Annotated in this window: 14 protein-coding genes; 4 read left to right on the top strand and 10 right to left on the bottom strand. The window is 38.3% G+C overall.

What is annotated here, in order from left to right:
* Together cysT and MHH88_RS17500 are read right to left on the bottom strand one after the other, a co-directional pair.
* Positions 1-834 carry a sulfate ABC transporter permease subunit CysT gene (cysT, locus tag MHH88_RS17505; RefSeq protein WP_339263115.1) on the bottom strand — a complete coding sequence of 278 codons (834 nt, stop codon included), beginning with the start codon at positions 832-834 and terminating at the stop codon, positions 1-3.
* Between the two features lie 11 nt (positions 835-845).
* Complete coding sequence (locus MHH88_RS17500) at positions 846-1898, bottom strand: sulfate ABC transporter substrate-binding protein (RefSeq protein WP_339259670.1); 1053 nt, start codon at positions 1896-1898, stop codon at positions 846-848.
* A 519-nt stretch (positions 1899-2417) separates the two neighbouring features.
* Between MHH88_RS17500 and MHH88_RS17495 the strand changes: the two genes are divergently transcribed.
* The 4 genes from MHH88_RS17495 to cysC are packed head-to-tail and all read left to right on the top strand — an operon-like array spanning position 2418 to position 5969.
* Positions 2418-3119 carry a phosphoadenylyl-sulfate reductase gene (locus tag MHH88_RS17495; RefSeq protein ID WP_339259668.1) on the top strand — a complete coding sequence of 234 codons (702 nt, stop codon included), beginning with the start codon at positions 2418-2420 and terminating at the stop codon, positions 3117-3119.
* 13 nt (positions 3120-3132) lie between these two features.
* Positions 3133-4197, top strand: a complete 1065-nt coding sequence (locus MHH88_RS17490) for an inorganic phosphate transporter (protein ID WP_339259666.1) — start codon at positions 3133-3135, stop codon at positions 4195-4197.
* A 42-nt stretch (positions 4198-4239) separates the two neighbouring features.
* A complete protein-coding gene (gene sat / locus MHH88_RS17485; RefSeq protein WP_339259665.1) occupies positions 4240-5379 on the top strand; it encodes a sulfate adenylyltransferase in 1140 nt (379 codons plus the stop codon).
* On the top strand, positions 5376-5969 hold the full coding sequence (gene cysC / locus MHH88_RS17480) for an adenylyl-sulfate kinase (RefSeq protein WP_339259663.1): 594 nt from the start codon (positions 5376-5378) through the stop codon (positions 5967-5969). Before sat ends, cysC begins: the two co-directional genes overlap by 4 nt.
* A gap of 416 nt (positions 5970-6385) precedes the next feature.
* On the opposite strand, the gene MHH88_RS17475 is transcribed toward cysC, so the two are convergent.
* The 8 genes from MHH88_RS17475 to MHH88_RS17440 all read right to left on the bottom strand — a co-directional run bounded on the left by MHH88_RS17475 (position 6386) and on the right by MHH88_RS17440 (position 13435).
* Positions 6386-7536 (bottom strand): IS3 family transposase gene (locus MHH88_RS17475; RefSeq protein WP_339259661.1). Its coding sequence is split into 2 segments (ribosomal slippage): positions 6386-7263 and positions 7263-7536, totalling 1152 coding nucleotides; the frame shifts between segments, so codons are not numbered across the junction.
* A 137-nt stretch (positions 7537-7673) separates the two neighbouring features.
* Positions 7674-8042 carry a monovalent cation/H(+) antiporter subunit G gene (gene mnhG / locus MHH88_RS17470; protein ID WP_024364867.1) on the bottom strand — a complete coding sequence of 123 codons (369 nt, stop codon included), beginning with the start codon at positions 8040-8042 and terminating at the stop codon, positions 7674-7676.
* Positions 8026-8307, bottom strand: a complete 282-nt coding sequence (locus MHH88_RS17465) for a Na(+)/H(+) antiporter subunit F1 (protein ID WP_024364868.1) — start codon at positions 8305-8307, stop codon at positions 8026-8028. Before MHH88_RS17465 ends, mnhG begins: the two co-directional genes overlap by 17 nt.
* Positions 8304-8783 carry a Na+/H+ antiporter subunit E gene (locus MHH88_RS17460; RefSeq protein ID WP_069509773.1) on the bottom strand — a complete coding sequence of 160 codons (480 nt, stop codon included), beginning with the start codon at positions 8781-8783 and terminating at the stop codon, positions 8304-8306. Before MHH88_RS17460 ends, MHH88_RS17465 begins: the two co-directional genes overlap by 4 nt.
* 4 nt (positions 8784-8787) lie before the next feature.
* The gene (locus tag MHH88_RS17455; RefSeq protein WP_339259657.1) at positions 8788-10275 is read right to left on the bottom strand and encodes a Na+/H+ antiporter subunit D; all 1488 of its coding nucleotides are present in this window, start codon (positions 10273-10275) and stop codon (positions 8788-8790) included.
* Positions 10268-10609, bottom strand: coding sequence for a Na(+)/H(+) antiporter subunit C (locus tag MHH88_RS17450; protein ID WP_024364871.1), 342 nt, complete (start codon positions 10607-10609; stop codon positions 10268-10270). Before MHH88_RS17450 ends, MHH88_RS17455 begins: the two co-directional genes overlap by 8 nt.
* Positions 10609-11031, bottom strand: a complete 423-nt coding sequence (locus MHH88_RS17445; protein ID WP_339259655.1) for a Na(+)/H(+) antiporter subunit B — start codon at positions 11029-11031, stop codon at positions 10609-10611. The genes MHH88_RS17450 and MHH88_RS17445 overlap by 1 nt, the downstream gene beginning before the upstream one ends.
* Complete coding sequence (locus MHH88_RS17440) at positions 11018-13435, bottom strand: Na+/H+ antiporter subunit A (RefSeq protein WP_339259653.1); 2418 nt, start codon at positions 13433-13435, stop codon at positions 11018-11020. Before MHH88_RS17440 ends, MHH88_RS17445 begins: the two co-directional genes overlap by 14 nt.
* Positions 13436-13582 lie beyond the last annotated feature (147 nt).

The following is a 13582-nucleotide window of genomic DNA, read 5'->3' as shown; positions in this document are numbered from 1 at the left end:
CTAATGTATAAAGCGGCGATTTGCTAGCCATTGAATAAGATTCATTGTAAATAATAAGACAAAGGATGTAATCAGCATAACAGCAGCAATAGACGTGGCACCCGCGTAGTCATATTGTTCAAGCTTTGTCATAATGATTAACGGTGTAATTTCTGTTTTCATCGGCATGTTACCAGCGATAAAGACAACTGAACCGTATTCTCCTAATGCACGTGCAAAGGCTAATGAAAAGCCAGTCAAAATGGCTGGTGCAAGTTCAGGAAAAATAATCTTATATACAGTTTGCAGACGTGTTGCCCCTAAACTTGCTGAGGCTTCTTCAACTTCCACACTAATATTTTGTAAAACAGGTTGCACAGTACGCACAACAAATGGAAGACCGATAAATGTTAGAGCAATTATAATACCGAGTGGTGTAAAGGCGATTTTAAAATCGAAAAACTGGCCAATCCAGCCATTCGGAGCATATAGCGATGTTAAAGCAATACCTGCTACTGCCGTAGGTAAAGCAAATGGTAAATCTACAAGACCGTCAATAATACGTTTAAACGGGAAGTGGTAGCGTACGAGTACCCAAGCGATAATGGTGCCAAACACAACGTTTACTAAACCAGCAGCAAGTGCAGTGCCAAAGCTTAGCTTGTAGGAGGCAATTGCTCGAGGGTCGGTGACAATTGCCATAAACTCTTCCCAGCTTAACGACATGGTCTGAATGAAAATCATGGCTAAAGGTAAGAGCACGAGCAAGCTTACGTAGAGCATCGTATAACCAAGTGAAAGGTGGAAGCCGGGAATAACACGAGCCGGCTTCTTTTTAAATGTTAGGCTAGTCATCATATGCCTCCTTATTGTGGAACGTAAATTTCATCAAATGTACCACCATCTTTAAAATGTGTTGTCTGAGCTTCTGTCCAACCCCCAAAGTCTTCAATGGAAATAAGTTCAAGCTTAGGGAATTGTGCTTGGTATTTTGCTAATATATCTTTATTGCGTGGTCGATAGTAGTTTTTTGCGGCAATCTCTTGGCCAATATCACTATATAAATGTTGTAGGTATGCTTCTGCCACTTTACGCGTCCCTTTTTTATCTACAATTTTGTCAACGATTGCTACAGGAGGCTCTGCTAAAATACTTAAAGAAGGTGTAATGATTTCGAATGCATCTTTCCCTAATTCATTAAGTGATAAATAAGCTTCATTTTCCCAGGCAATTAACACATCACCAATTTTCCTTTCAACAAAGGTAGTCGTTGCCCCGCGAGCACCAGAATCCAGTACCTCTACATTGCGATACAAAGCCTTCATAAAATCTTTTATTTGCTTCTCGTCATTGTTATACAATTTCGCTGCATAGCCCCATGCGGCTAAGTAATTCCAACGGGCACCACCTGAAGTTTTTGGGTTTGGCGTTATGACTGAGACATCGTCTTTTACTAAATCATCCCAATCTTGAATCGCTTTTGGATTCCCTTTTCTTACTAAAAAAACAATGGTAGAAGTATAAGGTGTAGAATTATTTTCAAATTCTGTTTGCCAGTCTTTGTTTAGTAGATTACGAGCTTGGGCAATTTCATCAATATCATAAGCAAGTGCTAATGTGACAACATCGGCTTCTTGACCATCAATAACCGCACGCCCTTGTTTACCTGAGCCACCATGTGATTGATGAATTTTTACATCTTGCCCTGTTTCGCTTTTCCACTTTGCGATAAAGTCTTGATTAAATTCATCGTAAAGCTCACGTGTTGGATCATAAGATACATTTAGTAATTCAACTGTTTTTTGTGTGTCTTCCGAAGTTGTATCGTTATCTTTGGACGTGCTATTACATCCTGTTAACATAATTGTTAACCCCGATAAGAGTACAATTGTTTGAAAAATAGTCTTTCTTTTTTTCATTGAAAATCGCTCCTTTTTCTTACAAAATGCAAAAGGACCATCTCTTTCAACATGTATTAACACATGTTAAGGAGATGGCCTTCAGATAATCTGATCAGCATGTTTTGTTTTTTTAGCTTAGTACCACATTAAACATATATTTCCTATTAGTCAACAAGGAATTATAAAATATTTGAAATTTTTAGATAGGTTTTTCCCTAAGTGTGGTAACGAGTAGCAAAAGACTCTTTTTATGAATAAAATTATTTGTATATAACGAAAGTGACAGTTCTAAAAGGTGTAAAACGACATTCTTTAAATATGTTTATATTTTTACAAAACCTAGTTGACTACTAGGTGTAATTTAGTATATATTGGGTAATAAGAAGATTGTTGAATGAGGTACAAGATTACTAGTTTACAATCATCATAAATGCTGGCTAGTCAAACTAGAGGCGTTTTAACGAAGATACAATGCATTATTGTATCTGTTGTTAAAACGCCTTTTTCTATATCCGAAAATGTTTCGAGGGGGATTTTATGTTAACGTATGCAACTTGGCAGGAGCCAACGACTAATTTTGAAGTGGATGAATCCTATAAGGGTGCACTTGAGGTGTTACGCTGGAGTTATGCACAATATGGCGATGAGATTGTATATGCGTGTAGCTTTGGTATTGAGGGAATTGTGTTAATTGATTTGATTTCAAAAGTAAAGCCAAATGCTACGATTGTTTTTTTAGACACAGATGTTCATTTCAAAGAAACGTATGACACGATTGAACGAGTAAAAGCAAACTATCCGCAGCTAACGATTATACTGCAAAAGCCTAAGCTGACACTTGAAGAGCAAAAGACACAATATGGCGATGAATTATGGAAGTCCAATCCTAATCAGTGCTGTGACATCCGAAAAATAAAGCCATTACATGAGGCGTTATCAGGAGCAAAAGCTTGGATTTCAGGGCTGCGCAGAGATCAATCGCCAACTCGGCAACAGACAAATTTTATCAATCGGGATGAAAAATTCAAATCCATTAAAATTTGTCCGCTTATTCATTGGTCATGGAAAGATATATGGCGTTATGTTTCCAAGCATAACCTAACGTACAATCCATTACATGATCAAGGCTATCCGAGTATTGGCTGTGAACACTGCACACAACCTGCGTTTACGATGGATGATTTACGTGCAGGTAGATGGCAAGGATCGGGTAAAACTGAATGTGGGTTACATGAATAGGGGCGTTTAAATCATGCTGGAATATATTGCATTAGCTATAAGTTTATTTTTTGCAATGAATATTGGGGCAAGTGGTGCAGCAGCGTCAATGGGTGTTGCTTATGGGGCAGGCGCTATAAAAAAAGCATGGCACGCATTGTTAATTTGTGCAATAGGGGTTTTGGCAGGCGCTATATTGGGTGGCGGTGAAGTTGTCAAGACTATCAGTTCAGGGATTATGCCACAACAGTATATTACTGTGAAAATCGTCATCATTATATTAATTTCTGCGACAAGTGCGTTGTTTCTTGCCAATTTGTTAGGCATTCCCTTATCGACGAGTGAAGTGACCGTAGGAGCTGTCGTAGGTGTAGGAATTGCCTACCGTGTGCTATATGTCAAATCATTGCTCGTGATTATGTCTTTTTGGGTAATCGTTCCCGTTATTGCGTTTGTTATTGCCTTTATAGTTGGCAAAGTACTGTATAAATTTCAAGGGAAGAGTTTTTTGACAAATCACCCTATTTTAACAGTGCTACTCGTATTTGCGGGATTTTTTGAAGCTTTTTCTGCAGGTATGAATAATGTTGCCAATGCAGTAGGCCCACTTGTTGGTGCTGGTATGATTACGGTGACAAAGGGTATTTGGCTAGGCGGTGCTTTTGTTGCACTAGGGGCGTTGTTGCTAGGAAGACGTGTACTCGAAACAAATGGCAAAAAGATAGTGCGTTTTGAAAAAGCTGAAGGCATTCTTATTTCAACTACAGGTGCCTTGCTTGTTGGTATTAGTTCCTTGTTGGGATTACCTGTGCCATTAACGCAAGTAACTTCCTCTTCTATTATTGGTATCGGAATGGCGAAAAGCGGTAAACGAATTTTTCATAAACATATTGTAAAGAAAATTATGTGTATTTGGATTGTATCACCTATTTTTTCATTAGCGATTTCTTATAGTCTGATTCAGTTATTTATGGAGAAAGATTTATATGCCATCGTCATTATGGGGAGCGTTATAATCGGAACGCTTGGTGCTATTAGTTTAATGCGAACAATGCGTGAAGAAGAACAATCCATATACGATGCTGGTGAAGGCATTTAAATATAAAACATAGTATTCGAATAAAATTAGGGGGAATATTGAATGAGTTTACAACCACATGGCGGCACTTTAGTGCAAGCTTATAATCCACAAAAATCAGTAGTACATATTAAGAAGGAGATTGTTTTAGATACCATTGCGTTAAGCGATTTAGAATTAATCGCAATTGGAGGGTATAGCCCAATCGACGGTTTCTTAACTAAAGAAGATTATGAATCTGTTGTTGAACATACAAGGTTGGCCTCTGGCGTTGTGTGGAGTATTCCTATTACACTTCCTGTTGATCAGGCAGTAGCAGCAACTTTACAACCAGGGGATGAAGCAAAATTAATATATGGTAACGATGTCTATGGTGTTATTCATATCGCGGATATATATGAACCAGACAAGCAAAAAGAGGCACTACTTATTTACGGTACACAAGACTTAGCCCATCCTGGTGTGAGAAAGTTACATGAACGGCGGGCGATATATGTTGGTGGTCAAATTACGTTAATTAAGCGTCTAGAGCAACCATTCCCTACGTATTCATTTGATCCAACAGAAACAAGACAGTTGTTTAAAGACAAAGGATGGCAAACAATTGTTGGCTTCCAAACGCGTAATCCTGTTCACCGTGCGCATGAATATATTCAAAAGGCGGCATTAGAAACAATTGATGGCTTATTTTTAAATCCATTAGTCGGTGAAACGAAGTCGGATGATGTATCAGCCGCTATACGTATGGAAAGTTATGAAGTGCTTTTGGAAAATTACTATCCTCAAAGTCGTGTGCAGTTAGGTGTGTTCCCAGCGGCTATGCGCTATGCAGGGCCTAAGGAAGCCATTTTCCATGCACTAGTGCGGAAAAATTACGGCTGTACCCATTTTATTGTTGGACGTGACCATGCAGGTGTAGGGGACTATTATGGCACATATGATGCGCAAAAAATCTTTGAACAATTTACCGAAGATGAACTTGGCATTGTGCCTTTAAAGTTTGAACATAGTTTTTATTGCACTCGATGTGAAGGCATGGCAACTACAAAAACTTGCCCGCATGATAGTGCATCACATGTAATTTTGTCAGGAACGAAAGTCCGGGAAATGCTCCGTAATGGAGAAGTGCCTCCAAGTACATTTAGCCGTCAAGAGGTTGTCGATGTACTAATAAAAGGCATGCGTAAGGAGGTATTAAAATGAGTTCTAATATCGCATGGCATGAAGCTTCTATTACGAAAACAGAGCGTCGCACGCAAAACAACCATCATAGCTTTATTTTATGGTTTACAGGATTATCGGCATCAGGGAAATCTTCCGTAGCAAACGCCTTTGCACGTACATTATTTGAGCGAGGTAATCAGGCGTTCGTATTAGATGGTGATAATGTAAGACATGGATTAAATAATGATTTGGGCTTTGACGAAGGAAGCCGTAAGGAAAATATAAGACGTATCGGGGAAGTTTCTAAGCTTTTTGTGGAGAGTGGTCAAATTGTGCTTACGGCCTTTATTTCACCTTATCGACAAGATCGTCAAGTCGTTCGACAGCTAGTGGAAGATGGAGAATTTTTAGAAGTGTATGTAAGATGCTCCGTAGAAACATGTGAACAGCGCGATCCAAAAGGTCTATATAAAAAAGCGCGCAATGCGGAAATTGCTAATTTTACAGGTATTAGTGCGCCCTATGAAGAACCTGAACATCCCGAATTTATTTTGGATACCGAGCTCTATTCTATTGAGGAATGTGTAGAGCAGTTAACAACATTTTTAACAGATAAAGGCTATATATAAAGGGTGCCAGGCACTCAAACAATTTCAATGATTGCCCTAGAGCAATGATTGGGCAAGAGAAACCGCCACCGTAACAGACAAAGATATAGCAAAAAAGTGACGGGACATAACTAAAAAAATTTAAGGAACAGAGGAAAGGTGTTCATAAATTTTTGCTATATGGAGAACTTAGCTATTCTTGCTTTTGCAATAAAGAAAAAATTAGAAGGGTTCACTAGTTGTTGGTAGCGGAGGCGGTGACTCCTGCTCAGAACGCACATAGCGTAAGACGTGGGCATTCTGCACGTTAGCGAGGGTTGCGGCTTACTGTGCTGAGCGGAAAGCACCGCCGAAGCGGACAATAACGGCGTAGCAAAAAAGTGTTAGATTGATTGTAGGGACTGACCCCGATATATAAGACAGTAATCAAAAAAGCATCACTCAACCAGTTGTCGGTATTGAACCGGCGACTGGTTGTTTAGTTTCGTTTGAATTCGGTTATTGTTATAATAGTTTATATAGTCTTTGACAGTTTGTTCTACGATGGCCGTCGTAGTACTGTTCAAATTGTCTAAGTAGAATGTTTCAGACTTTAACACAGAATGAAACGATTCGATTGGGGCATTATCAGCGGGCGTACCTTTACGGGACATGCTCATGGTAATGCCTTTTGCTTTTACGGCCTGTTGATAATCATACGATGTGTATACCGCCCCTTGGTCACTGTGCAACGTACACCCTTCGGGCAAATGGTGAAGTTGAGCTAATGTATCCAGCACAAAATCAGTATCTTGACAGTCTCCAATCGAATAGGCAATAATTTCACCATTATATAAATCTTGAATACTTGAAAGATACAACTGTTTTTGACCAAATGGCAAGTAAGTAATATCAGTTACGAGCTTCTGTAACGGTGCTGTGGCTTCAAAATCGCGATTTAATAAATTTGCTGCGATTGCATATGGTTGTCCTGTTCGTTTCCGTTTTTTCACTTTCACGCGACATTGCCAACCATATTTTTGCATGATACGTTGAACAACTTTATGATTGACGCACATTTCTTGACGTAAGAGTGCTGTAATTTTTCTGTAGCCATAGCGAAATTTATTTGCACGACAGAGTTCACCGATACGTCTCTCTATTGCTTGACGAGACCTTGCATCGGTAGATGCCTGTTTCCAACGATAGTAGGTAGATCGTGCAATCCCAAAGTGTTTACAAATGTCCTTTACAGACATCATGCTTCTTAGTGACGCAACTAACTGTACAGCTACTTCTCCAACCACTTCCTCTCCAACTCTGCGTACTTTTTTAGCACCTCAATTTGTTGCTTTAAATAACGGTTTTCCAATGCTAATTTCGTTTGTTCATTGTCCGGTTCAGGACCTTTATTAAAGATATATTGTTTGCCTACAGGTTGTTTCAAACGATTGACTTCACCATTTCTATACCAACGCACCCATGTTTCGACCTGTGTTTTATGGCGTATATTTAATTCCAATAGAATCTGTTTGACAGGTACCCCCGCTAATCGCATCTCAATCGCTTTCATTTTTACTTCATATGGATAACTCACTCTTGTTCCCATAGAAAAAACACCTCCAAATTGAAATTTAAGTATCTATACCCGAATTTCAATCGAAGATGCTTTTTTTATTTGTCTTTACCTATTGGGGTCAGTTCCGTAGTCAATCTAACACTTTTTCATTTTTGTCTCAACTTGGGTTATTTGATACCTTGTTCTTTTTTCATTTTCTCAATTTCTGGTCCTAGCTCATCACGTACGGTTCCTTTCCATGGCTTAACACCTGCTATGTAGGAGGAACGAGTCATAATATGTCCTCCGACAGGTCCAGTTATGAATAGAAACAAAATACCTAATAAAATACGTGGGTTAAAATGATCCTCAATCAGCCAAAAATAAAAGAATACACCTACCAACACACACATTACACCAAGTGTGGCACTTTTAGATGCGGCATGTGCCCGTGTATACAAATCAGGTAATCGAATCAGCCCAATAGCTGTTACAACGATAAATAGTACACCAATCGAAATAAATAAAATAACTAACGTATTAGCGAGAATTGTCACGTTTAATGATATCTCCTTTCTCTATAAATTTAGAGAAAGCAACAGTACCGATGAATGATAAAATCGCTAATAATAAAACAATTTCTAGAAAGAAGCTTGTTTCCACTAAAACTGAAAATAATGCGATTAAAGAAATAAGTGATACACCTAAGGAATCAAGTGCTACGACACGATCTGATGCAGAGGGTCCTTTCACCATACGGTAAATCACTGCAATCATTGATAAGCAAATCACTACGATCGCTGCAATAATAAACGTCATCATGATTTACTCACCTCCAAAATAGCTTTTTCAAAAGAGTCGCGAATGGATGCAATGGCATCATCTACATCACTAATATCAATAGCGTGAACAAACAATGTTTTAGCATCATCTGAAACATGCACTACAACAGTCCCAGGAGTCAATGTAATGAGACTTGATAATAATGTAATTTCCCAGTCTTCTTTCAATACAGTTGGGTAAGCAAAGAAGGCAGGTTGCATGTCCAGTTTGGGCTTTAATACAACTTTCAATACTTGAATATTGGCTAATAGTAATTCCTTGAAAAAGAGAACAGTGAGTTTAATAATTGCCCATACTCGAAATACATAGAGACGTGTAAAGAAAAATCTTCTCATAATGACGAGCAATACAATACCAAGGATGAAGCCTACTATAAAGCCTGTTGCTGTGTAATTAGATGAAAGGAACATCCAAACGAAGGCAAGAGCAAAATTTAAAATAATTTGAAATGCCATAGCTCTAATCCCCCTTCATTACAGCATCTATATAAATAGATGGGTCATTTAATAGTTTTGCAGCATCATTCATAAATGGTGTTATCCATTCCGAACCAACACCATAGGCAACAGTAATAAGCACTAATAGGACAGTCGGCGCAAAAAGTGTAGTATAGACTTTTTTATCGACAGTTCCTTTAGTTGCCTTTTCCTCTCCCCAAAAGGCATATAGGAAAATACGGGTAACCGACAGTAATACAAGTAAAGAGGAGGCTAAAATAAAGATACTGCTCCACATACTGCCAGCCTCAAAGCCCCCTTGCACAATTAATAGCTTGCCAACGAAACCACTAAGCGGGGGAATCCCTGCTAAACCAAAGGCAGCAATTAAATAGAACCATCCAAGAACAGGATATGTTTTCATAAGACCGCCCATTTTACGTAAATCTGATGTACCGGTAATGTAGATGACAATACCAATTAACATAAAGAGTGCTGCTTTTATAAGCATGTCATGAATCAAATAGAACATTGCGCCCTTTAGCGCCATTTCATTCATTTGGGAAACACCAAACAAAATGACACCTACTGCAATCACGATGTTGTAAATAATAATGAGCTTGACATCGAAATAGGCTAGTGCGCCGATACAGCCTGCAATAATTGTTCCAATGGCTAGCACCATTAGTAAATCATGTGTATATGATAAATCGTGGACAAAAAATAATGTGTATGTGCGCGTAATCGCATAAACGCCAACCTTTGTTAGCAGTGCACCGAAAAGTGTTAACACAGGAATAGGCGCAGCAGCATAAGAGGTTGGAAGCCAGAAGTAAAGCGGGAATATGGCCGCTTTTAGTCCAAAAACCATTAAAAACAAAACAGCAATTACGGTTATAATACCTGGCTGATGAATGTCGCTAATCTTTACTGCGATGTCTGCCATATTTAGTGTACCCACAACCGAGTAAAGGTAGGCTACCGTAATAACAAACAAAGCAGAAGAAATAACATTAATTAAAATATATTTAATGGAGCCTTTCAGTTGTCCTTTTTCTCCACCTAGCACAATTAGTAAATACGACGCCATTAAGAGTACTTCAAAGAATACAAATAAGTTGAAAATATCTCCTGTCGTAAAGGCGCCATTTACACCTGTTAAAATAAACATCATACCAGGGTAATAGAAAAAGCGTTCACGCTCTTTTGTAATAGAACCAAAGCCGTACCATACAACAAAGAATGCAATGAGTAGCGATGTAGTTACTAACAGTGCTGACATCATATCAGAAACCATTGTAATACCGTATGGTACTGGCCAATTGCCAAACGTGACTTTCTGAATGCCATCATTTTTAACTTTTAGTAACAGCGAAACGGCTGAAACAAAAGCAAGTAGGATGCCTAGTAAAGCAAACGAACGCTGGTATTTTAAATTTTTTTGCCCAAACATTAAAATCATACCGAAGAAGAACGGAATGATAATCGGCAGTAAAAGGAAGTTATTCATCCTCATCACTTCCTCTCATTAAGCTAATATCATCTGTCTCAAGCTCTTGATAGGAGCGATATGCGAGTACTAGGAAGAAAGCCGTTACCCCGAAGCTAATAACAATCGCCGTTAAAATCAATGCCTGTGGTAAAGGATCAGCAAACGTTTTGGCTCCTTCTTTTAAAACAGGAGGTGCCTCACCTGTTAATCCACCCATTGTTAAAATAAGTAAATGTGCACCATGACTTAAAAGTCCAGTACCAATAATAATGCGTAATAAGCTCTTCGATAATATTAAATAAACCGCTGCCATAAACAGAAAGCCAATGACAAACGCCATAATTATTTCCATTATTCATCCTCTCCAATCGTTTGAATAATGGTCATCGTAACGCCAACAACAACCAAGTAAACACCGCTGTCAAAAAGCATTGCTGTGTGCAAAGATTGCTTACCTAGAAGCGGCAATTCGAAATAATCAAAGAAATGTGTAAAAAATGGTTTTCCTAAAAACATCGGGAATGTGGCTGTCGCAAATGCCAATAATAAGCCTGTAGCCGTTAAATACGTGTAGTTTATCGGTAAAACATTTCGCACTGTATTTAAATCAAAGGCAAGGACTAACAGGACAATGGCACTGGATGTTAAAAGCCCCCCGACAAAGCCGCCACCTGGTGTATAATGTCCAGCTAGGAAGATATGAATGGAGAAGAAGAAAATAATGAAGAATACAATTTTAGCTGTAAATTGTATAATCACATCATTTGTTTTCATGTGGTTTCTCCTTTCTATTCATACGCAGCTTAATCATTGCTAAAATTGCCATACCTGCAATACCTAATACTGTAATTTCAAATAATGTATCAAAGCCACGATAGTCTACTAAAATCACATTGACAATATTACCGCCACCCGCTTTAGAATAGACGGTTTCTTCATAATATTTTGAGATGGTCGGCACAAGTTTTTGCGAATGTGCAGATAATGCGATAAGTGTCACCATCACACCAACTGCGATTGAAATAATCGCCCGATTTAATTGAAAGCGCATGCGTTCTTCGCGCTTGCCAAGCTTCGGAAGATGATAAAACGCCAATAAAAATAACGCAACCGAAATGGTTTCAATAACTAGTTGAGTTAACGCTAAATCAGGTGCATTAAAAATAACAAAGAATAATGCAACAGTATAACCGACAGAGCCTAGTCCAATAATTGCTGTCAGTCGTGATTTTGCAAAAATTGTGATTGCTGTTCCAATCATTAACACGACAATTAAAATTAGTTCGTATGAGCGAATTGGTGCTGCACCTTCAAAAGATAATGAAAAGGCATCTTTTACAAATAAGGTTCCAATTGAAATCGCGGTAATGCCACTAAACATATACAGTAGATAGTGACGCATAGACCCCGTCATATAAAGACGTGATACACGATTTAACCCTACATCTAAAGCAAGCATCATTTTGTCATAGGCATTATTGAACGTTAGAGTACGCGGGAATAGGTTGTAGATGCCTTTCCATTTAGGTAAGGCAACAAATAATAAGACGCCTATAATAACAATGCCAACTGTCATAACTAATTCTGGTGTAATTTCGCCATGCCAAGCGGACACGTGAATGTTGATATCTTCAGGTGCATTATATAAAAACGGCTGAATAGCTTGTACAGCCGGCTTCACAAACGTATCACCAATAAGATTCGGAATGAAGAAAATAATCACGACTAATGATGCTAAAATCATCGGCGATATAAGCATGCCTATCGGAGCTTCGTGTGGTTTATGAGCGTAAAGTTCTGGTTTATATTTTCCTGTAAATGTTCTACATACAAAATAAAAGCTATAAATAAACGTAAATATACTCGCAATCCAAGCGACAATTGGGAACAGCACACCCCATGTATCAAAGCCGAAAAATTCGAAATTCTGAAGTGATAACATCGCCGTTAAAAACATTTCCTTACTTAGGAAGCCGTTAAATGGTGGTAAACCGGCCATTGAAAAACTACCGATAGCCGCAACCGTAAAACTAAGAGGCATAATGCTCATTAATCCTCCAAGTCTACGTATATCACGTGTACCTGTTTCATGATCGATAATCCCTGCAATCATAAATAAGCTACCTTTAAATGTTGCATGGTTAATCAAGTGGAAAATGGCTGCAAAAGCTGCATATTTAAACACCGAATCAGCTGCTCCATTTACATGAAATGCAACTGCACCAGCCCCTAATAATGACATAATTAGCCCAAGCTGACTGACTGTAGAAAAGGCAAGAATACCTTTTAAATCGGTTTGCTTTACTGCAAAGAACGAACCCCAGAAGAGCGTTAGCAGACCAACCCCTGTAACAAGCCAAATCCAAAGTTCAGAAGCTGCAAAAATAGGGGTGAAGCGAGCAACTAAGTAAATACCTGCTTTTACCATTGTTGCAGAGTGAAGATATGCGCTGACAGGTGTCGGTGCCTCCATTGCATCAGGTAACCAAATATAAAATGGGAATTGTGCAGATTTCGTAAACGCCCCTAACAGCAATAATATAAGGGCCCAAATGAATAACGGATGTTGCACTAAGTTTGGCGCCATAGCAATAAGTTCACGAATTGAATATGTTCCACCCATTAAATAAAGAAGGATAAATCCTCCTAACATCATTAAGCCGCCAAAAACGGTAATCATCATCGATTTTAGTGCACCGAAGCGAGAAGCATCGCGTGTGTACCAATAACCAATCAATAGGAAAGATGAAATAGATGTTAATTCCCAGAAAAAGTACAAAGTAATTAAATGATCTGATTGTACAACACCGAGCATTGCGGACATAAATAGTAATAAGTAAACATAAAAATTATGTAGTTTTTCTTTATGTTTATCTAAGTAGAAAATGGAGTAAAGCACAACAAGTGAGCCAATTCCAGTAATTAGTAATGAAAATAATAAACTAAGTCCGTCTAAATAAGATACAACAGAAATATCAAGTGATGGTATCCAAGGAATCCCATCGTAAAATACTTCGCCTTGCGCAACTCTCGCTATATAAGTAGCATAAATCACAGCGAGTGTAGCAGGTACTGCAAGAACAAACCAGCCTGTGTGAATATTTTTAATGCTTTTATATATAAAAGGCACAAAAATTGCAGCAAGCATCGGGATGAAAATATAGAGTACTTGTAACAAAAAAATCCTCCTTTATGCAGGTAAGTGTAATAATTATAACGTACTTTTGTAGGGAATGCATATCGACTAGTAGGATTTAGCTTGGATACAAGGAGAATTTTAGCTATATTATAAATAGGAAGTTATCAAAAAAAAATGAGGAAAAAA

This window comes from Lysinibacillus sp. FSL K6-3209, from assembly GCF_037976175.1.
GTDB lineage: Bacteria > Bacillota > Bacilli > Bacillales_A > Planococcaceae > Lysinibacillus > Lysinibacillus sphaericus_D.
The sequence above is the reverse complement of the archived record's forward strand: the minus strand, read 5'-3'. Positions and strand labels throughout refer to the sequence as shown.